This is a genomic window from Binatus sp. (SeqCode) (genome assembly GCF_050013435.1).
In the GTDB taxonomy this organism is placed as follows: domain Bacteria; phylum Desulfobacterota; class Binatia; order Binatales; family Binataceae; genus Binatus.
Genome location: NZ_JBEKFG010000019.1, coordinates 14,067 through 33,340 on the forward strand (window position 1 = coordinate 14,067; position 19,274 = coordinate 33,340).

19 protein-coding genes and 1 tRNA gene are annotated in these 19,274 nt (G+C 60.5%); 10 read left to right on the forward strand and 10 right to left on the reverse strand.

Annotated features, from left to right (window positions below; genetic code table 11):
- Positions 1-64 precede the first annotated feature (64 nt).
- From ABSB13_RS05800 to ABSB13_RS05810, 3 genes are all read right to left on the reverse strand, one after another.
- Positions 65-592 (reverse strand): hypothetical protein, encoded by a 528-nt coding sequence (locus ABSB13_RS05800; RefSeq protein ID WP_428106353.1) that lies wholly within the window; start codon positions 590-592, stop codon positions 65-67.
- A 127-nt stretch (positions 593-719) separates the two neighbouring features.
- The gene (locus ABSB13_RS05805) at positions 720-1,505 is read right to left on the reverse strand and encodes a hypothetical protein (RefSeq protein WP_428106355.1); all 786 of its coding nucleotides are present in this window, start codon (positions 1,503-1,505) and stop codon (positions 720-722) included.
- A gap of 135 nt (positions 1,506-1,640) precedes the next feature.
- A complete protein-coding gene (locus ABSB13_RS05810) occupies positions 1,641-3,758 on the reverse strand; it encodes an NAD(+) synthase (protein ID WP_428106358.1) in 2,118 nt (705 codons plus the stop codon).
- 395 nt (positions 3,759-4,153) lie between these two features.
- Here ABSB13_RS05810 and ABSB13_RS05815 point away from each other — a divergent pair, with 395 nt between their 5' ends.
- Complete coding sequence (locus tag ABSB13_RS05815; protein WP_428106360.1) at positions 4,154-5,029, forward strand: fumarylacetoacetate hydrolase family protein; 876 nt, start codon at positions 4,154-4,156, stop codon at positions 5,027-5,029.
- Between the two features lie 661 nt (positions 5,030-5,690).
- On the opposite strand, the gene ABSB13_RS05820 is transcribed toward ABSB13_RS05815, so the two are convergent.
- Positions 5,691-7,064, reverse strand: coding sequence for a glycosyltransferase family 87 protein (locus tag ABSB13_RS05820; RefSeq protein ID WP_428106362.1), 1,374 nt, complete (start codon positions 7,062-7,064; stop codon positions 5,691-5,693).
- 53 nt (positions 7,065-7,117) lie between these two features.
- Positions 7,118-7,618 (reverse strand): peptide-methionine (S)-S-oxide reductase MsrA, encoded by a 501-nt coding sequence (gene msrA / locus ABSB13_RS05825; protein WP_428106364.1) that lies wholly within the window; start codon positions 7,616-7,618, stop codon positions 7,118-7,120.
- A gap of 169 nt (positions 7,619-7,787) precedes the next feature.
- Here msrA and modA point away from each other — a divergent pair, with 169 nt between their 5' ends.
- The 4 genes from modA to ABSB13_RS05845 all read left to right on the forward strand — a co-directional run bounded on the left by modA (position 7,788) and on the right by ABSB13_RS05845 (position 11,413).
- Positions 7,788-8,633 (forward strand): molybdate ABC transporter substrate-binding protein, encoded by an 846-nt coding sequence (gene modA, locus ABSB13_RS05830; protein ID WP_428106366.1) that lies wholly within the window; start codon positions 7,788-7,790, stop codon positions 8,631-8,633.
- 6 nt (positions 8,634-8,639) lie between these two features.
- Positions 8,640-9,317: a molybdate ABC transporter permease subunit gene (gene modB / locus ABSB13_RS05835; protein ID WP_428106368.1), complete on the forward strand. Its 678-nt coding sequence runs from the start codon at positions 8,640-8,642 to the stop codon at positions 9,315-9,317.
- Positions 9,318-9,333: 16 nt separating this feature from the next.
- On the forward strand, positions 9,334-10,461 hold the full coding sequence (gene modC / locus ABSB13_RS05840; protein ID WP_428106370.1) for a molybdenum ABC transporter ATP-binding protein: 1,128 nt from the start codon (positions 9,334-9,336) through the stop codon (positions 10,459-10,461).
- Between the two features lie 322 nt (positions 10,462-10,783).
- On the forward strand, positions 10,784-11,413 hold the full coding sequence (locus ABSB13_RS05845; RefSeq protein ID WP_428106373.1) for a hypothetical protein: 630 nt from the start codon (positions 10,784-10,786) through the stop codon (positions 11,411-11,413).
- A gap of 552 nt (positions 11,414-11,965) precedes the next feature.
- On the opposite strand, the gene ABSB13_RS05850 is transcribed toward ABSB13_RS05845, so the two are convergent.
- Both ABSB13_RS05850 and ABSB13_RS05855 read right to left on the reverse strand, forming a co-directional pair.
- Positions 11,966-12,042 (reverse strand) — tRNA-Arg (locus tag ABSB13_RS05850).
- A 107-nt stretch (positions 12,043-12,149) separates the two neighbouring features.
- Positions 12,150-12,581, reverse strand: coding sequence for a hypothetical protein (locus ABSB13_RS05855; protein WP_428106375.1), 432 nt, complete (start codon positions 12,579-12,581; stop codon positions 12,150-12,152).
- A gap of 820 nt (positions 12,582-13,401) precedes the next feature.
- Between ABSB13_RS05855 and ABSB13_RS05860 the strand changes: the two genes are divergently transcribed.
- The 4 genes from ABSB13_RS05860 (at position 13,402) to ABSB13_RS05875 (ending at position 15,645) form a co-directional block, all read left to right on the forward strand.
- A complete protein-coding gene (locus ABSB13_RS05860) occupies positions 13,402-13,761 on the forward strand; it encodes a hypothetical protein (protein ID WP_428106377.1) in 360 nt (119 codons plus the stop codon).
- Complete coding sequence (locus ABSB13_RS05865) at positions 13,761-14,189, forward strand: outer membrane beta-barrel protein (RefSeq protein WP_428106411.1); 429 nt, start codon at positions 13,761-13,763, stop codon at positions 14,187-14,189. The genes ABSB13_RS05860 and ABSB13_RS05865 overlap by 1 nt, the downstream gene beginning before the upstream one ends.
- A gap of 240 nt (positions 14,190-14,429) precedes the next feature.
- Entirely contained in the window at positions 14,430-14,822 is a 393-nt protein-coding gene (locus ABSB13_RS05870) for an outer membrane beta-barrel protein (RefSeq protein WP_428106414.1), read from the forward strand.
- 493 nt (positions 14,823-15,315) lie between these two features.
- On the forward strand, positions 15,316-15,645 hold the full coding sequence (locus tag ABSB13_RS05875; RefSeq protein WP_428106380.1) for an OmpA family protein: 330 nt from the start codon (positions 15,316-15,318) through the stop codon (positions 15,643-15,645).
- A gap of 116 nt (positions 15,646-15,761) precedes the next feature.
- On the opposite strand, the gene ABSB13_RS05880 is transcribed toward ABSB13_RS05875, so the two are convergent.
- The 3 genes from ABSB13_RS05880 to ABSB13_RS05890 all read right to left on the reverse strand — a co-directional run bounded on the left by ABSB13_RS05880 (position 15,762) and on the right by ABSB13_RS05890 (position 18,053).
- Positions 15,762-16,277, reverse strand: a complete 516-nt coding sequence (locus ABSB13_RS05880; RefSeq protein WP_428106381.1) for a nuclear transport factor 2 family protein — start codon at positions 16,275-16,277, stop codon at positions 15,762-15,764.
- A 45-nt stretch (positions 16,278-16,322) separates the two neighbouring features.
- The gene (locus ABSB13_RS05885; protein WP_428106382.1) at positions 16,323-17,573 is read right to left on the reverse strand and encodes an acyl-CoA dehydrogenase family protein; all 1,251 of its coding nucleotides are present in this window, start codon (positions 17,571-17,573) and stop codon (positions 16,323-16,325) included.
- 357 nt (positions 17,574-17,930) lie between these two features.
- On the reverse strand, positions 17,931-18,053 hold the full coding sequence (locus ABSB13_RS05890) for a hypothetical protein (RefSeq protein WP_428106384.1): 123 nt from the start codon (positions 18,051-18,053) through the stop codon (positions 17,931-17,933).
- A gap of 141 nt (positions 18,054-18,194) precedes the next feature.
- On the opposite strand from ABSB13_RS05890, the gene ABSB13_RS05895 reads away from it, so the two are divergent.
- Positions 18,195-19,217, forward strand: a complete 1,023-nt coding sequence (locus ABSB13_RS05895; RefSeq protein WP_428106386.1) for a prenyltransferase — start codon at positions 18,195-18,197, stop codon at positions 19,215-19,217.
- Positions 19,218-19,274 lie beyond the last annotated feature (57 nt).

A 19,274-nucleotide genomic window follows, 5' to 3' on the forward strand; every position in this document is an offset into this window, starting at 1 on the left:
GCTAGTGAAAGCGACACGAGTTTACAGAGCGTTCGCGCTGCGGGCAAGTCGGCGGCACGCGGGCTTACATCCCCTCCATAGCGTCAGTGAAGGCGTGCCCCACGGCGTTGAATCTCGTGATTTGAAAAAAAGGATAGAACACCCAATATTCATCAGGATCTTCAGAATCTCTCTTCAGATTCAGCGGCAGAGATCCGCGTGAAGTTGTCAGCACCACGACATGGCTGATCGTTGGATGGGAGTGGTGTCCGATTGTTCCCTGCATGTTTCGCAGCGCGGCTACCAGCGGACCGCTATCGCCAATCTGAATTCCGTCGACCGTCACGGACTCAATCTCGCCGTACAGTTGCGGCACCATCTCGTGCCAGGCCTCGTGCTCCACGAAAGCAACCAGCGCGAACTCAGCTCCGACAATACCCAGGAAGACCGTCCCAGCCGCTGCGAGTCCGAGGTGATATTTTTGTGGGAAGAACTTCAGTCGACTCCTGACCCATGGGATTGCAGCGACGATCCATACGATCAAGGCAACCGGCACGATCAGCGGCTGAACCGGGAAAACCGTCTTGTCGAGCAGATGCGCCAGACCGTTCATCTTGTTTGACCCTACCGCATTATCGGGCAGCCGGCCTGAGCCCCGCTGCGGGCAATCGACTGCTTCGCTGACGCGAGCCTGGGGCAAACTTCGGCGTCGAAGCGATCGAGAAACTTCGCGAGCGGCTTCAGTCTGCTTCGTCACCCGCGAGGATCGCAACTATTTCGTGAGCGGTCTGAAAGTCAACGTGCAGGGTTTTCACGCACAGCGTCCACGCATCGGCATTATCGCGCTTGGCGATGAGCGCCAGCAGCTGCGACTTGAGCGGCTCCTGGACGCGCGCCGCATACCCCTTGGCCTGCTCGCGACCTTGAGCCCGCATCCGCTGCAGCTTGGCAAATCGCTGCATCCCAAGTTCCGTTGGGCATGGCTGTGCCTCGTACCAGCGGCCATTTTCCTGCCCGATCCATTCGTTCACCGTGATGGTGCCACTGTCCTCGGTGCCAAATGCGATTCCCAAATAATGAGTCGCCGGCATTGGGTAAGTGGCGTACTTGTCCGGCAGCATCACATTTGCCGGCTTCTCGGTAACCGTCACCTGGTAGTTCTTGCTGATTGGAAGGTCGAATTGCTTCCTTATCCGGTCGTCAAGAAAATTCTGGTTCTGGCCGATGCATTTCATCGTGGACGGCGCGATCAGCTGCTTGAGCGCGGCGAAATCTTTCGCGTACATGGCATAGACGATCTTGCGCGCCAATTCCCGCTGCTGCGGCGTGCCCTTCTCAGCCTCCTTCTCAGCCGCCACGGCCTGGGCCGAACGGGTCGCAGCACCGTGCGGCGCAGCATCCGGCGCACGCATCGCCCACGGCGATTGCTGTGGCGCGGCAGACTGCTGCGCGCTGGCCGGGGTGGCTAGCGCGGCGGCGGCCGCCAGCGCCAGCATCGCAAATATTGTTCCCGAAGCCTTTAGCATCTCACTCCCTCATCGCAGAGTGCACGCGGGGTGGCACTCGACATTCAAATCGTCGATCAATTTCACTTTCTCACTTTTCACTTTTTCACTGAATCGCCAAGCGCGTGCAAGCCGTCCGCGAAACCGATGGCGAGATTAATCTTTGTCGGGGATCGACTTCAATTGCTCGAGCCATGCGGTCGCTACGCTGTCCGAGGGCGCCCGATAGTCGCCGCGCGGCGACAGCGATCCGCCCGAACCGACCTTGGGCGCGTTCGGGATACAACTGCGCTTGAACTGGCTCAACTGAAAAAAGCGGTACAGAAATGTGTGCAGATGCCTCTTGATCGTCGCGATGTCGTATTGGTTGCGGCGCTCGCGCCCAATGTCCGGCCACTGGCCCGCGTCCTTGTCGCGCCACGCATTGTAAGCGAGGAACGCGACCTTCGGCGGTGGGTATCCGAAGCGCAGCGTGTAGTAGAGGAAGAAGTCGTGCAGCTCGTAGGGGCCAAGCGTCGCTTCGGTGTCGTGGCTGGAATGTCCGTCCTCCGACGTGCCGGGGATCAGCTCGGGGCTGATTGGAGTGGCAAGAATCTCGAGCAACGTCGTGCTGGTTTCGCGGCCCAGGCTCTCGGTTTGCGCGAGCCATCGGATTACGTGCTGGATCAATGTCTTCGGCACGCTCGCATTGACGCTGTAATGAGACATGTGATCGCCGACCCCGTAGGTACACCATCCCAGCGCCAGCTCGCTCAAGTCGCCGGTGCCGATCACCAGCCCGCCGCGCAGGTTCGCCAATCGGAAAAGGTGGCTGGTGCGCTCGCCCGCCTGTACGTTCTCGAACGTGACATCGTAAACTTTCTTGCCTTTGGCATAGGGATGCCCGATGTCCTTGAACATCTGCATGCAACTCGGGCGAATGTCTATTTCATCGGTCGAGCAGCCGAGCGACTTCATCAGCCGGCGCGCCTGCTCGAGCGTTCGCGCGCCGGTGGCAAAGCCGGGCATCGTGACGGCGAGAATATTTTTGCGCGGTAAGCCGAGCCGATCCATCGCACGCGCGCATACCAGCAGCGCGTGGGTGGAATCGATTCCGCCCGAGATTCCAATCACGACGCGTTCCAGACCGGTCGAGCGCAGTCGCGTAGCCAGGCCTTGAACCTGGATGTCGAAGACTTCGGCGCATCGCTCGTCGCGGGTTGCGGGATCCGAGGGCACGTAGGGGAACCGCTCGTAGCGCCTTTGCAGCAGCATCTTCGCGCGCCGCGGCAATTGCGTCGAAAATGAAATCCGCCGAAACCGCCGCACTCGCTCGCGCTCGCGCTGAGCCGTGTCGCCGAAGGTGTTTTGACGCATCCGTTCCTGCGACAGCCGTTCGAGATCGATTTCCGCCCAGACCACTTGCGGCCCATCCTTGAAGCGCTCGGACTCGGCGACCAGGTTGCCGTTCTCGGCGATCAACGCGTGTCCGTCCCAGGCCAGATCGGTCGTCGATTCACCCGTTCCGGCCGCGCTATATGCGTACGCCGCAATGCATCGCGCGGATTGGCCGATGACCAGCGAGCGCCGGTAGTCGGCCTTGCCGATCGTGATGTTCGACGCCGACAGGTTCAGCAGCACCGTCGCTCCCGCCAGCGCCGCGTATGACGACGGCGAAATCGGAACCCACAAGTCTTCGCAAATCTCGGCGTGAATCGTAAGCCCCGGCTGCTCCTCGTGCTGGAAGATGAGGTTGTTGCCGAACGGAACCGCGCGATTCCCGGCCAACTCGATTTCGTCGCGGGTCGCGGCGTCGGCCGAGGCGAATTGCCGCGGTTCGTAGAACTCGCGGTAGTTCGGGAGATTGGTCTTCGGCACGACGCCGAGAATCCGCCCGCGATGAATCACGATCGCGCAGTTATACAGATGATGATCGATCTGGAGCGGCGCTCCGACCACGCTGACGATCGAAAGCTTCGCCGTCGCCTCGGCCACCACCGCGATTGCGTCAAGGCATGCGTCGAGCAGCGCGCGCTGCTGAAACAGATCGTCGCACGAATACCCGGTCAGCCCCAATTCGGGAAACAGCGCGAGCACCGCCTTGCGCTCGGCGGCGTCGCGGATCAGCGCGACGGTATGTTCGGCGTTGTAAGCGGGATCCGCGACGCGAACCGACGGCACTCCAACCGCGATTCTGACGAAATCGTGATTGTAGAGATTGAAAAAGTTTCCGTTCCTGGTCACGTCGTTTCCCTTGGACGCCGCACGGCCTTCGACCCGCCGTCCGCCGCCCATGCCAGCGCCCGTCTTATGAAGACTGTGCCGATTACGGACGGCCGGTACAAGATTGCCCGATCCGGCCGTGAACACGCGCCGCCGGCCAAATGCCCCGCCGCGTAAGGAAGGATGGCCCCCGGCCCCGGATCTAGCCTCTCTCTGTCAGAGAGAGGCCGCGCCGAGTCGTCGAGGCGCGGGTGAGGGTCCAATTACAGAGATGTCCTTTCTCTTTGCTTCTCATGACTGGCAGCCGCGACTCCTTCCGTCATCCCGACCCATCCCGTCATCCTGAGCGAAGCGAAGGATCTCGCGCGCGCAAGCGCGTGCCCCGCCAACCCCACCCCGCCGCCCCCCTGAGACCCTCGCATCCCATTGTCTGGCGGGTCGATCATTGCAATAACGGCTGTAGTCGAATGAAGCTTGCGACATTCACCCATGGCGGCGCGACGCGAATCGGCGTCGTCGTCGAGGACTCGATCGTTGACCTTGCGGCTGCGGCGCCCGAGTTGCCGCGCGACATGACCGCCTTCATCGTGGCGGGGGCGCCGGCAGCCGAGCGCGCGATGCGCGCGGGGAAGAATTCTGTCCACCGGATTGCGCTGAAGAGCGTCAAGCTCGAGGCGCCGATCGCCCGCCCCCCGGAGTTTCTCGCCATCGGGCTCAACTACGCGGACCACGTCGAAGAAACCAAGATGAAGCGTCCCGAGTTTCCGATGTTCTTCAACAAACAATCGAGCTGTGTGACCGGGCCGTACGATCCGATTCATATCCCGCGCGCGTCATCGGCGCTGGATTACGAAGGCGAGCTCGGATTCGTCATCGGCCGGCGATGCCGTCACGTGCCGCGCGATCGCGCGCGCGAGGTAATCGCGGGTTACGTGATCGTAAACGACGTGAGCGTGCGCGATTGGCAGCGCCGCGCGCCGACGATGACGCTGGGCAAGTCGTTCGATACGCACGGGCCGGTTGGCCCATGGATCGTAACCCCGGATGAGATTGGCGATCCGCACAAGCTGGACCTGCGCACGTTCGTCAACGGCGAATCGCGCCAGCATTCCAATACCAGGCATCTGATCTTCGATTGCTTCGCACAGATCGAGACGCTGTCGACGGTCTTTACCTTGTTGCCGGGGACGATCGTTTCGACCGGCACCCCCGGCGGAGTGGCTGCCGCGATGAATCCTCCCAAATGGCTCAAGGCTGGCGACGTGGTCCGAATCGAGATCGAGAAAATCGGCCACCTCGAAAACCATGTTATCGAGGAACCGGCCAGCACCGATTTAATCTGAGCGGGCGGTCCGGCCCGCCCCTGATGATCGTCAGGCTTTTGGCATCACGGCAAAATCCCGTCGCGCGCGTGCCGCGGTCTCCGCTCGGAGCCGAGGCGCCGATCGATCCAAACGATCTTGATGCCGCGAGTGTGGCCTCGTTGATTCCTGGAGTCTTTGGAATCGACCGATTGGGCGGATGCGCGCCTATGTTAGTCCAGGGACGAAACAACGTCAGTGACAAATTGTTGCATCGATTCTACAATGTGTAGCTGTCGGTTGACTGATAGTAGGAGCGCGCCGCGTATTCGGGACGTTATTGATCAATCGCTCGTGGCACATTGATTGCTTGCCCTAGCGAAGGGGTGGTTCGGAGGAGCGGGATGGAGGCTATCAACGCACGGGGAGGGCGCGAAGATGCTGCCAATGACATCAAAGGGAATCCGCTACTCTGAACCTGAAAGAGCCCAGGAAAGATCCTCGCCCCCTGGAAAACTGAGCCGCTTCCTCCTTAAATTTCGCCCACTCTGGAACGGAAGCTACGCTCTCGAGAAGCCGCGCCGGTCAATCGACCGCGAACTGCAAGAGCGCGAGCCAATAGATTTGCTCTAGCTGCCCGGCCTCCATCCCTCCGCTCGATAATCTTGAGCGTGCACCCCGCGTCGGGTGCCGAGCTGTACTCTCAGGACGACTGCCCGAGTCCGGGCAGGACCAATGGCCCCGGTGTCTCGAAATCCGCGAGGTCAAGCGCTTGATCCTGGTGAGCGCTGGGCTCGCGATAGCTGGCGCGCCGGAGGATCGCCGTCAGCAGTACGATAATCACAATTGGGGCAATTGGGATTTTGGCGCTCTGACTGACGGGCAATGATACGCGGGGCACAATCCACGCGACCGCGAGCACGGCCTTCTCATAGGGCAGGAACCCCTTCTCCAAACCCTCCATTGCCAGCCACGCTATCGGCAGCGCGAGCAACACCAGCTCGTATTGCAGGAGGTACGGGGAAACCATCAAGGTGCCAACCGCCATGGTGGCGGCTTTGAGCGCGAACGGACGGCTGCTTTGCCAAACCCAAACCACCGCACACGCCGCGCATATCGCAACCAGCGCCTGAAACACATATGCAACCTCGACGCTGCCACCCCACATCCTGATTGCGCCAAAAATGGTTTGCATGGTCGCGAAACTGGTTCCACCCCCTTCCAGTCCCCGTTCCAGGACAGTTTTCTGTGTGAACGCCATACTGCCGATAAACGCACGCCAGGCTGGTATGCCAAAGACCGCGAGCGAAGCCGCCGCGAACAGAATCGTGCTGACGGCAGTGGCCATGAGCGCACGCCATCGGCGACCTGCGATCAGTGCGAGCGGAATCAATATCGCGAGATGCGGCTTGTAAGCCATCAAGCCAAACAGCAACCCGGCAAGCAGCGGCCGTCGGTCGAGAAGCAGCAGACCGCCCCCGATAAGCGCGGTGGTCAGGAAGCCGTTTTGTCCGCACATGAAGTTGATGATGACCGCCGGAAATGTGATCGCAAGCCAAAGTCCGACCGGAATGGGAGCGATGCGCCTGAGAACGACCAGATAGCCGGCAAGCGTCACGGTCTCGAACACGACCCATGACGCGATGAATGGCAGCATCGAAAGCGGCAGCACGATAAGCAGGTACATCGGCGGCTCCATGAAGGGTCCACCGAAATCCTTAGCCCCCATTACCGCCGCCTCCTGCAGGTACAGGCGATGAATGTCGTAAACAGAGGCCGCATCGCCTTTGAGCGCCGCGATCGAAGCCGCGTAGGGAACTACAAAATCGCCTCCAACGAATTTACCACTCGCAAATATCAGGTGATGAGAGTGGAAGAGTTGAGCTATCGCCGCAGCCAGGTATGCAAGCAGCAGAACGCCCGAATAAAATGTGACGCGTTGGACAGTGAGCCAGGAAGGGTCGCGAAGCCAGTTGGTGAACCGGTGCGCAGAACCCAAGCGACCGTCCGCGGCCAGGGTGGGCGGCGTTACCGTGGCGGATTCCCCGGCGATATCGATCTTCGCGCGATTGTCCATCGCCAACCTGTTCGGGACTTCCTCTAATCCCTTAATCCTTCTGAACCATAACCTCAGTCGATTCGTCCGCGTATTCCGCAACTCGGCGCGATACCGCTGCGCTCGTAATAGCGCTGGTGATTCTCCTCGGCGCGGTAGAACTCCGCGGCGGATACTATCTGCGTGACGACCGGGCGCGCGAGTTTGCCGGATTCATCGAGTCGCCGTTTCGATTCCTCGGCGGCCCTGCGCTCGTGGTCATCGGAATAAAAAATTATGGACCGGTATTGAGTGCCGACGTCGGGTCCCTGCCGGTTGAGCGTCGTCGGGTCATGAATCTGCCAAAAGACTTCCAGCAGTTGCTCGAACGATACCCGCGCCGGGTCGTACTCCACCTGCACGACTTCGGCGTGTCCCGTCTTGCCAGTGCAAACCGCTCGATAGTTGGGCTTTGGAACCGTGCCGCCCGCGTATCCTGCGGCCACATCGACGACGCCTTCGACCGCGCGAAAAGCTGATTCAACTCCCCAGAAGCATCCGGCGCCAAATGTCGCGATTTTGTTCTTGCTCGTCATTTGATTACTTAACGATGAGAGCCAGCCCGAATCAATGCTCGCCTGGCCCCGGTGAGACCGTCGCCGGCACTGTGCGAACGTCTGGCGCTGTGCCATTATTCAAGCGATATGACAAGTATTATGGCAGGAGCTTGAGATGCTTTCGCAATCGACAAACTGGAGGCGCCTCGTGAACCTGATCCTTGATCGCAAACGCGCGAAAGTCGTTTTGCGGGCGCTGTTCGCTCTCGCAACTCTTCTTTGCATGTGGCTCCCGGCCGCGGCCGGCGCCGCGGAAATCAAGGTCGCTGCGGCGGCGGATTTGACCTTCGCGTTCCAGGACGTTGCCGCCCGATTTCAGGAGCAAACCGGCAACAGTATCGAGCTCAGCTATGGATCATCGGGGAATTTTTTCGCCCAGATTCAAAATGGCGCGCCGTTCGATCTGTTCTTTTCGGCCGACGTTGGCTATCCGAAGAAGCTCGAGGCCGCGGGCTTGATTGAACCCGGCACTATCTACGAATATGCGAGCGGAAAACTCGTGATATGGGTTCCCAACGCGTCGAAGCTCGACTTAAACCGCGGTCTTGCGGAGTTGCTCGATCCGGGTATTCGAAAGATCGCGATCGCCAATCCGCAGCACGCGCCGTATGGAGTCGCAGCGGTTGCGGCGATGCGCCACGCGGCGGTCTATGACAAAATCAAAAGCAAGCTGGTGCTAGGCGAAAACATCTCGCAGACCGCCGAGTTTGTTCAATCCGGCAACGCCGACGCCGGCATCCTCGCGCTCTCGCTCGCGCTCGCGCCCGCGATGAAGGATAAGGGACGATACGTCGAAATCCCGGCGACGGACTATCCGCCGATCATCCAGGCCGCCGCGATTTTGAAATCGTCGCGCAACCAGCAACTGGCCAACCAGTTTATGAAATTCATCAAGCAGCCCGATACAATAGCGCTGATGGCGCGATATGGTTTCTCGATTCCCAAGAACTCCGCTGCGGAGCGCAACGAAAGCGCGACGTCCGCGCCGCGCTGACCACCGATGGACTGGAGCGCGATTTTCCTGACGATCCGGCTCGCGCTGGTCGTTTGCGCAGTTTTGCTGGTGGTCGGGACGCCGATCGCGTTGTGGCTCAGCTTCACGCGCTGGCGATGGAAATTTTTCGTAGAATCGATCGTCGCGCTGCCGCTGGTGCTCCCGCCAACCGTGCTCGGCTTTTACGTGCTGGTCGCGATGGGTTCGAACAGCCCGGTCGGGCGCTGGTATCAATCTTTAACCGGCCACGGATTGCCGTTCACGTTCGAAGGCCTGGCGATCGCGTCGGTCATCTATAGCCTGCCCTTTGCGGTCCAGCCGATGGCGGCGGCGTTCTCGCAGGTGGATCGCAACCTGATCAACGCGTCGTCGATACTCGGCGCCTCGCGGATTCGCACTTTTCTTCGCGTCGTGCTCCCGCTTTCGGTGGGCGGCGTGGTCACCGGCTTCGTGCTGAGCTTTGCGCACACGCTCGGCGAGTTCGGCGTGGTGCTGATGGTGGGCGGCAACATCCCGGGCGTGACGCGCACGGTCTCGATCGCGATTTACGATCATGTGCAGGCGCTCGACTACACCGGCGCCAATCACATGGCGCTGCTGTTGATGGCGTTTTCGTTCGTCACGCTGTCGATCACCTATTCGCTCAACCGCCGAATCTGGGCGGTCTGGCCGCTGCATCGCTAGCCGGCGGTTGCGACAGATGGCATCCGGCAAAAGTAGCGAAAGCGACGGGACCCTGTCGGTTCGCATCGCGTATAGGACCTCGAACGGCTTCGCGCTCGAAGCCGAGTTCGAGGCGTCGGCCGGCTTCACGATGATCCTGGGGCCGTCGGGCGGCGGAAAGACGACTATCCTGAATTGTATTGCGGGGTTGGCGCGGCCGGACGCCGGCCGGATAGCACTCGGTGCGCGAATGCTCTTCGATTCGGCTGCGCGCATCGACATGCCGGTGGCGGAGCGTCGATTGGGATACGTGTTTCAGAATCTCGCGCTGTTTCCGCATCTGACGGTCGCGCAGAACGTTCAATACGGGATCGCGAAGATGCCGGCCGCCAAAAGGCGCGCGCGAATGATGACGATGCTCGAGTCGTTTCGCATCGCGCATCTGATCGCGCGCAAGCCCGGCGAGATTTCCGGCGGCGAGCGCCAACGGGTGGCGCTCGCGCGATCGATTGTGACGAATCCGGAGGCGATCCTGCTCGACGAGCCGCTGGTCGCGCTCGACAACGCGACCCGGTCGAAGATTCTCGACGACCTGCGCGCCTGGAATGCGGCCCACGAAATTCCAATCCTGTACGTCACACATTCGCCCGAGGAGGCCTTCGCGCTCGGCGAGCGGGTGTTAGTGCTCGAAGCGGGACGCATCCTCGCCCAGGGGATGCCGCAAGAGGTGCTCGCAACGCCGCGCCATGAAACGATCGCGCAGGTAGTCGGCTTCGAAAATGTTTTCGACGCGACGGTGAGATCGATCGCGGAGACTCAGGGCACGATGCTGTGCCAGTTGGACGGGAGCGCGACTCGCCTGGAAGTGCCGCTGGGGCATGCGGAAACGGGAGCGCGGGTGCGAATCGCGATTCGCGCCGGCGATATCATCGTTGCGGGCGAGCGGCCGCATGGCCTGAGTGCGCGCAACTCTTTTCCGGGCCAAGTCCTATCGATGCGCCGCGAAGGAGTGAGAGTAGTAGTCATGATCGATGCGGGGGGCGCGCCGTTCGAGGTGCATCTGACGCCGGGGGCGATCGACGCGTTGCAAATTGCAGATGGGAAGGAAGTGTGGCTGGTGATCAAGACCTACTCGTGCAACTTGGTGGAGCCCTCCGCGCGGTAGCTGGCGCTTGAATAGCTATGCGGCGCATCAGACATTCGCGCCGCAGATGTCCCTCACCCTACCCTCTCCCGACAACGGGCGGAGGAATCCGAGATGACCCTCAATCGCGCCGCGACGACTCGGCGCGGGATCGAAATCGTGGCTGCGACCGAACAGGCATCAGTAACTCTAATTTGACATCACCACATAAATAAGCGTATCTTCAGCACCGATGGACGATCGCGCAGCGATTTGGCAGCTGGAGAGGCGGGCTGGTATTTGCCGCTTTGTCTGCTTCGAGGCGATACAAGCCAATTAGACCAACTTTGGTGGAGGAAAAATCATGATCCGCAGGATTGGCATCACGATTGTAGCGACACTGCTCGCGGTGTTTGGGATCGGGCATGTACGCGCGTTCGTCACGCACGGCCAGTTCGGTTGCGCGGCGGCCTCAGCTCAACTGGCTTGGGACGACGGTGGCAGCGGCGCCGCGGCGGCCGACGACGGTTCCAGCGATGTCGCGGCGGCGGAGAACTCACCGGACAACGCGAGCAAAATCAAGTTCAATGGGTCGGGCACATTCGATACCACCCCCACGACGCCCTGTTCCGCCGATAAGTGCTTTTCGCTTACCGGCAGCGTCACCACGAGCGTAAGCGGGCTAGGGACGGGCGATGTAGCGGGTGATGGCACGCTCGACAACTGTAAAATAAACAAGCACGCCAAGAAGGAATGCTGTACGCTCACCTCGACTCAGACGTATTCATTTACGGACGGTGACTTAGACATTACGTTTGCGGGCACGATTTGCGGGAAGACGCCAACAAACATAAAGGCGAAGAACGCTCCGTTTGAGATTACCGGCGGCAGCGGGTTGTTCGCAGGGGCGAGCGGCTCGGGAAAGGGGACCTTCACCTACAACGAGGATACCGGCGCGGGCACGTTCACCTTTAAAGGCAAACTCTCGGAATAAGCGTATCCGCGATGCCATTGCCCGTTGGAGCGCTCGCAGGCTCGCCAAAATTACGGAGGATTTTGGTTGGTCGGGTTTAATGCTTCGTGAAAGCAGATTTAAGACGCCGCGCTCGAAAATTGATAATCTCCCTTAAAGGCAGTCGGGCTGCTGGACGAGGAGGTATCTCGGGCGGAGATCATCGGCACGTACAAAGTTGAGAGCTGCGGCAAAGCGCTTAAGCATGACCACGGCAATTTCGAGGTAACCGCCGAGTAGCAGCCATCAGCGCGGGCGAAGGCCGCCGTGTGCCAGTGGCACGTCCCGTGAAAGGTACACTTTCATCCGCGCCGGAGGTGCGGCCTCGCCCTGTCCTCTGCCGACGAACGAGCGAGGGAAGGAAGGATTCGGGATTCTTCGCTACAGCGGCTTTCGCTCTAGAATGACACAAAAAAAGAGCGGGCAAAGAAGGACATCTTGAAATTTGGACCCTCACCCGCGCCTCGGCGGCTTGGCGCGGCCTCTCTCTGTCAGAGAGAGGCTAGATCCGGAGCCGGGCGCGCGGGGCGGGTTTGGTGCCCCCTGGCAGATTCGAACTGCCGACCCCAGGATTAGGAATCCTGTGCTCTATCCATCTGAGCTAAGGGGGCAACCCCTGACAAGTGAGAAAGGTTACGCCGATGCGGGTCGCGGACCAAGGGGAATGCGCCGGGTCGATCTGTCCGGCCGGGATGAAGAACTGAGGGCGCGCTGAAGCTTAAAGTTGCTTCGGCGTCGTCTTGCCCGGGCCCTGGAGCGCGTAGTGCATAGCGTAGTCGGAGTCACCGCCGGCCTGCACCCACAGCGCCAAGTCGGCCAGGGTGGGATCCTCGCGAGCGACCGCCATGTCGCGCAGGATACCGACCGTCGCGGCGCGCTCGCTCTCGATCTGTTCGCGCTTGACGAGCAATTCATCGGCCTGCATCTTCTGCAACTGCGCCTGCGCGCGGATGAACTCGACGTTGGCGGCGTTGAGTTCGCGACTGGATTGCGTGCTTATGTAGCCGGTCGCCGTCGTGCCAGCCGTGCCGGCAAGCGAAGCCGCGCCCTCGACCCCGGGCGCCGCAAGCGCGGCGCATCCGGAAACCATAAACCCCAATGCAACCAAGGCGATGATTCGCGCTGACATGTTGTGAAGCGTATGACGCATTGCTTTTTACCGCGTGCGCGGGCCTATACGGACGCTACTGAGTAGAACCAGAAATCCCGTGCTCTATCCGTCTTAGCTAAGAAGACGCTCGGACAAGCGAAAAAGTTACGCCGACGCGGGTCTGGCGGCAGAACCCTCACCTACCTCGCTGCGGCCGGCCTCCGCGTGTCCGTGACACCTCCCGTGAAATAACGGGCGAGGTATCACAGAGGCGGGTTTTTTTCACCGGTCTCCCGCGAGAGGGGATAAGTCGCACGCAACGCTACATCCTAACTTGGGCGAGGTATCAGAGGGGCGGGACGGCGGAAAGAACGCCGGACTGTGCGAACCAACGCGCCAACAATGTTGGCTGGTGCGACGAGAGTGAGCAGGCTCATCGGAGCCGACAATTCAAATTGAAATCGTGCACAAGTCAAAATGAAAAGAATCGCGAAGCCGCAGATTCCCGACTTATAGCGAGTACATCTCTAAGTCTCTCTAAGTGCGCCAAGCGCATCATTAGCGAATGGTTTCGATAGCTGCTCCTGGGGCTTCGGGTTTGGCAAGCGTTTTGCTGACTGTCATCCGAATACCGCGGACAACATGAATGCGTGTCCGTCGAACATTCTGGATTGGAGGGGAGTTTGATGAACCTATTAGTAGGGAGGAATCGTGCGAGGCGCAGGCTGGTTTTAACCTTCAGCGCCAGCATGATGGTCTTGGCGGTTGCGTTGCATGGAGTATCGGCGTTCGCCGATGACGAATCCGGGCCGGCGGACGGCTGCGCGCCGTCACTGGTAAGCGAGGGTTTCTTTCCGCGCTTCGCTGACACTTACAGGATATGTTGCTTAACTACTTCAAGGATCCCGCTAACCTTCCTGCCTACTGGGCTAATGAAGGCAAGCCGGTTCCGACTCCGAGCGACCAGCCGCCCTCATACCGTGGCTCGCCGCCGCCGCTTGACGAGCCGCCGTTCGCATATTCGACTTTCCCCATTGGCGCAACCGAAACGATCGGTTACCAGGGCGGTTATAACACAAGCTACGCAAGTCCTTTGATGAATACGCTCTGGTGCGGCCCTTATGGCAAGTTCATCAAGAACAGCCGGGTTGAGGTCTTCGGCTGGGTCAATCCCGGCTTCAACGCAGTACGTCGAACAGCGAATTCCGCATCGGCCATCCGAGCGGCGCCAACAATCTGATCGGTACTGGCGGCAACGGTTTCGTCGCATACGACGTCTACCCGAACACGATTCAACTCGATCAGCTCACTCTGTATGTGCAACGGATGGCGGACGAGGTGCAAACCGATCACTTCGACTGGGGCTTCCGTCTCGCGAACCTGTTCGGATCGGATTACAAGTACACGTTTACTCACGACTACTTCAGCGACCAGTACATCAGGGCCCACAATCGATACGGCTACGACCCGGTTATGGCCTACGTCGATCTGTATTTCCCATGGGTCGCAGAGGGAATGAACCTCAGGATGGGACGGTACATTTCGATCCCGGATATCGAGGCCCAGCTTGCCCCTGACAACCTGATGGCCAGCCACTCCGACGTTTACTCGCCCGATCCGTACACCCAGACCGGCATCGTCGCTTCCATAAGATGGAATAAGAACTGAACGACTCAGGTTGAGTTTTCGGGCGGCAACGACGTTGCCTTTTGGGACGCCAGGAACGTCAAGCCGACACCCGCGTTTTGTGTCCAATGGCTCTCCGACAGCGGCAACGACGACATCTATCCCTGCATCAACGGCATCAACGACGGCAAGTACGCGTACAACAATCTCCAACACCTGGTTCTTACCTGGTACCACAAGTTCGCGGGGACGCAGTGGGATATGGCCACAGAGGCCTACTACATGTGGGAACGCGATGTGCCGAACTTGAAGAATCCGGAAGCCGCTAGCCTGTTGATACCAAACGCGAATGGAGCTTACTGTTCCGGGGGAGCCGAAGGGCCTCTTACCTGTACGGCCCCTGAGTATGGAATAGTGAACTATCTCAATTACCAGTTTCGCCCGAATGCGATGCTTAGCATCCGAAGCGAGTTCTACGATGACTTCAAGGGACAACGTTTTGGCTTCCCAACGGACTACTCCGAAAATACGATCGGTATTACGTGGTTCGTTGGCAGCGTGATCGAGATCCGGCCGGAAGCGAGGTTCGACTACTCATACGAGGTGCCGGCCTTTGATGGCGGGAGGAAATGGGGCCAGTTCACCTTTGATACAGACGCTATCTTTTTCTACTGAGATGAAGAGCGAACGACGCGATTGGATAACAAGTTGAACCCGGGGTGATACGTGCGCATGCCCTATCAAGGTGTTCAGGAGAGCAATTTCAGATGGGAGGTATAGATGCAAACTGATAGATGGATTAGATGGACAAGATCGCGCCTGGGACTCGCGGTATTGTCTCTGTGCCTGCTGGCGCCACTATCGGGCTGTTGGAATGCGCTGGACGCGCAAACCTCGGCCATGTACGGCGCGGCGATTGGCGCTCCAATAGGCGGCATTTTCGGCTGTTCTCTTGCTTATAGCTTTGCTAGTGCCCATCATGAAGGGACGGCTTTTGCGATTGGATGTCCGGTAGGTGTTGCGGCCGGTGCCGCAATAGGCGGGGCAATGGGCTATCTGATGTATGGTCCGCCGCCGAAGCAGTGGACGCCACCTCCTAAGCCCTCAGCATCCCCGCCATCCCCGAGTCGCGCAAGCCGCTCCGCTACCTCCGGTCAACCAGAAGCTGGTGCTACGCGGAGTGCATTTCGATTTCAACAAGTCGAAGATTCGCCCGGGTGATGCCGCGGTTCTGGATGAAGCCGCATCGACACTCAAGGCCAATCCGAACGTGATGGTCAACGTCAACGGCTACTGCGAAGCGGTCGGCGGCGAGGAATACAACTTGAAGCTGTCCGATCGACGCGCTGATGCCGTGGTGGACTACCTGGTGAAAGCCGGAATCCCGTCGAGCCAACTGATGGCACACGGCTACGGCAAGACTGACTTCGTTGCCACCAACGACACGGATGAGGGCCGCGCGCAGAACCGGCGCGTCGAGCTGGTACCACAGCAGTAAGCGATCACGCGGGCGGGCGCGAGATCCCGGAGAGGGAGCGCCCGCAAATCCAACCCCCTAACCCCCTTCCCTCGGTGTCATAGACCCGGGGGAAGGGGAAACCCTGCCGGCGGCGCTCAGCGCGATACTTCCGCGAGTGCGGTCAGGAATCGTTGCCTAGCCCATCCTTCGCGAAGCGGTGCGATGAAGAAAATCGCGGCGTTGCGCATCTCGAAGCGCCACGCGCCAGCGTCGCGCCGGTAGCGATCGAGGTAGCGGCCCGCGCCGACTACCGCTTCGCCGGAGGTCCGATCGACGGCAGTAAGCTCGAAATAGCAGTCGCCTGACGCGCGGTCGCCGTCGATGGAGACGCGATGATTGTGGACCGTGTGCGCCATGTCGCGCAGCGCAGCCGGCACCATCACGGTGAAGAAATTGCGCAGCTCGGCGCGCCCGCGCGAGACCATCGGCGCCATCCCGCCGCCAGCGCCGTGGAAGTCGCACGACGCGTCCTCGGTGAAGCAGCGTTCAACGAGTTCGTCGAAATGCCCGTCGTCGACGAGAAAGCAGTAAGTGGCCGCGAGTTCGCGAATCTCCTCGCGATCCTCGAGAATCCGCAGTCGTTGTTCGATGCTCGAGCCGGTGGTGTCCAAGGTTATTCCCTCCCGTTTGGTACGGATGGCGGCGGGCGTACTTCGCTACAGCATCGAGGCCGCGATCAGGCCCAGGTAGTTGTTCTCGCCGTCGGCGATCGTGCACGCGGTGGCGTCGCGCAGAAGCATCTCGGCCGCGTACTCGCGAGTCATCCCGTTACCGCCGTGGAGCTGCACCGCCATGGTCGCGACCTCGAAGGCCGCGTCGGAGCAAAAGACCTTCGCGGTGATCGACTGATCGAGGCGGGCGGGCTCGCCGCGCGAAAGCCGGGTGAGGTTGTAAACGTAAACGTCGCGCGAGAGCGCGTGCGAGGCGCGAACCAACGACGCCATGCGGAACAGCCGGGCGCGCACCGATTGATGCTCGAAGATGGGACGTCCGCCCTGGATGCGCGTCCTGGTGTAGGCGAGCGCGCAATCGAAGGCGGCGCGCGCGATCCCGGTCGCCATCGCGCCAACCGCCGCGTTGAAGGCGGTGAGAGTGCCCTCGACATGGGCGGGATAGGTTGCGCCCTGGGCGATCATGTAGCGGCGCGGGATGCGGACCTCGTCGAAAAAAATCTCGCCTTGCGGCAAAGCGCGGAATGCATGCTTGTCGAGCGGACGCCCGCGCGAAATTCCGGGAAGATTGAGCGGCACGAAGCATACGCCACCGTTGTCCAGAGCGTCGCTCGAGCCGAGCTGCACGTTCACCACGGCCACGGTTGCGATGGGTGCATTGGACACCCAGGCGGACTTCTGACCGCTTAAGACCCACGAGTCTCCGTCGCGCCGTGCGATCAGGTTGCCGCGGGCTTTTACTTTGAGCTCGGGGCGCATCACACCAAGATGGTCGGAGCCGTGATCCGGCTCCGTGATCGCCCAGCATCCGATAATCGAGGCACCGGTCTGACTGAAGTAAGGCGCGGAGAACTCGGCGATCAACTCGGCGTTGCCGGTCGCCAGCGCGGCCCCTGCAGGATAGGAGGCGAGAAAAATGACGCCGGCCAGCCCGACATTTCCCCACGCCAATTCCTCGAGCACGATGTGCGCGGTGGTGGGCGACGCCTCAAGCCCGCCAAGCGCGGCCGGTGCGCTCAGCTTGGTAAAGCCCAGTTCCGCCGCCTGGGCCAGAACGCTATACAGCGGCGAGCCGGGCGCGATGGCAGCCTCGGGCGTCATCCTGTCGATCGCAATGCCGGCGGGACGCAGGACCTCGGCGGCGAAACGGCGAGCGGTATCGCGGATTTGCAGCTGCTCGGCGGTCAGGCTCAGGTCGTACTCGAAGGCTTCGTACGATTGCGCGGCGGTTTCCATCTGTGGATGTCCTCGTTGGTGCGCTCTGGCAGGCGGTTGGACGCCAATCGCGGCGCTTGCCGCAATGGCACTCGCTATCGCGCGCGCAGTCAACCGGAATTTGCGTTTTGAGTCTGTGATTCCCAGTCCGCTATAGACCCGACGGCCTCCCTGTGCAAGGTTCCGGGCCGGTTTGTTCCACGGCCTTTGCCGACGCCGCGGGAAGCGCGTAGTCTTGAGCCGGACGTTTGTTTTCTATCGCTGTTTGTCGGGAACAAAATAAACAGGAGCCTGAACAATGAAACACACAACTAGTTCCGCAGTGGCTATTTGTGTTGGTATTGCGATGGTGTGGCTAGCCGGCTGTGCGTCCAGCACTCATGGCACGGAAACCGCGACGACCAGCGAATCCAGTACTACCAATCCGCGTGTGTTGGCGCCGGCCGTGAGTTCAAGCACTACCACGACTACCCAGCATGACAACGCCACCGTGCAAGGCACGTATACGCCTCCGGATAAGAACACACCATACCGGTGGTCCGGTACAAACGCTTACTACGTTCAGTGACGCACAACCGGCCTGGCAGGCTGTATTGCCCGGCATCGCGACGAACGACGATGTGCCCAATTAAGAGCTAAGTCATGGCAGAGTTGGTAAAGCCCCATCCCATCGACTGGACTGAGCGGCTGAAGAACTGGCGCGAGGCGCTGCTCACGATGAACCTGCCCGACGAGCGCATGGACGGCGTCTCGCGATGGCTTATCATCACGCGCGCAGGCGTCATCCCGATGACGCTGACGTCAGGACTTATCGGCGGGCTGCTTGCAATGCGCGCAACCAATCCTAACTGGTTATATTTCCTGCTAGGTCTGATCGGGCTGGGCGTCGCGCACGCATCCAACAATCTTATCAACGACTACTTCGACCTGACCGGCGGTATCGACACGTCGGAAGCGCCGCGCGCCTTGTATGCGCCCCATCCCGTGCTCGCGGGCTGGGTTACCCGGGCGGAACTCCTACGCGCGATCGTCGTGCTCAACCTGATCGACGCGGCGATCATGGTTTTCCTTTTCGTGGTGCGCGGATGGGCGGTGGTCCTATTCGCATTGGCCGGACTGTTCATCAGCGTGTTTTACGTTGCACCACCGGTGCGTTTAAAGCATCTCGGACTGGGCGAGCCCGGCGTGTTCATCGTATGGGGCCCACTGATGGTCGGTGGCACGTATTTCATCACGACCGGCGAATTACCAGCCTGGGTCTGGGTTGCGTCGCTTCCCTACGCGATACTCGTGACCAGCGTTCTGATAGGCAAGCACATCGACAAACTTCCCTACGACTCCACCAAGGACGTGCACACGTTGCCGGTGATCCTCGGCGAGAAGCGGGCTCTACGGCTCAACCAGGCGCTGATGATTGCGTTCTACCTGCTGGTCGTAGCGATGGTCCTGACGGGTACGCTCGGGTTCGGCGCGTTACTCGTGCTCGGCGGGCTGCCGATCCTATGGCGGGTGCTCAAGCTCTATTCGAATCCCAAGCCGGCTTCGCCACCGCCAGGATATCCGGTATGGCCGCTGTGGTATGTGTCGGCGGCTTTCGTACATACGCGGCGCGCCGGCGCGCTGTTCGTACTCGGTCTCTTCCTGAACTGGATCTTCGGAATGTAGTCCGCCGCCTCCGCGGTCGCTGTCGGGGTTATTCGAATGATTCGACGTAAGTATGCT

Coding starts and splice junctions, on each gene's coding strand:
- ABSB13_RS05800 (WP_428106353.1), bottom strand. CDS start 592: ATGAACGGTCTGGCGCATCTGCTCGACAAGACGGTTTTCCCGGTTCAG.
- ABSB13_RS05805 (WP_428106355.1), bottom strand. CDS start 1,505: ATGCTAAAGGCTTCGGGAACAATATTTGCGATGCTGGCGCTGGCGGCC.
- ABSB13_RS05810 (WP_428106358.1), bottom strand. CDS start 3,758: ATGGGCGGCGGACGGCGGGTCGAAGGCCGTGCGGCGTCCAAGGGAAAC.
- ABSB13_RS05815 (WP_428106360.1), top strand. CDS start 4,154: ATGAAGCTTGCGACATTCACCCATGGCGGCGCGACGCGAATCGGCGTC.
- ABSB13_RS05820 (WP_428106362.1), bottom strand. CDS start 7,064: ATGGACAATCGCGCGAAGATCGATATCGCCGGGGAATCCGCCACGGTA.
- msrA (WP_428106364.1), bottom strand. CDS start 7,618: ATGACGAGCAAGAACAAAATCGCGACATTTGGCGCCGGATGCTTCTGG.
- modB (WP_428106368.1), top strand. CDS start 8,640: ATGGACTGGAGCGCGATTTTCCTGACGATCCGGCTCGCGCTGGTCGTT.
- modC (WP_428106370.1), top strand. CDS start 9,334: ATGGCATCCGGCAAAAGTAGCGAAAGCGACGGGACCCTGTCGGTTCGC.
- ABSB13_RS05845 (WP_428106373.1), top strand. CDS start 10,784: ATGATCCGCAGGATTGGCATCACGATTGTAGCGACACTGCTCGCGGTG.
- ABSB13_RS05855 (WP_428106375.1), bottom strand. CDS start 12,581: ATGCGTCATACGCTTCACAACATGTCAGCGCGAATCATCGCCTTGGTT.
- ABSB13_RS05860 (WP_428106377.1), top strand. CDS start 13,402: ATGTTGCTTAACTACTTCAAGGATCCCGCTAACCTTCCTGCCTACTGG.
- ABSB13_RS05870 (WP_428106414.1), top strand. CDS start 14,430: ATGTGGGAACGCGATGTGCCGAACTTGAAGAATCCGGAAGCCGCTAGC.
- ABSB13_RS05885 (WP_428106382.1), bottom strand. CDS start 17,573: ATGGAAACCGCCGCGCAATCGTACGAAGCCTTCGAGTACGACCTGAGC.
- ABSB13_RS05895 (WP_428106386.1), top strand. CDS start 18,195: ATGGCAGAGTTGGTAAAGCCCCATCCCATCGACTGGACTGAGCGGCTG.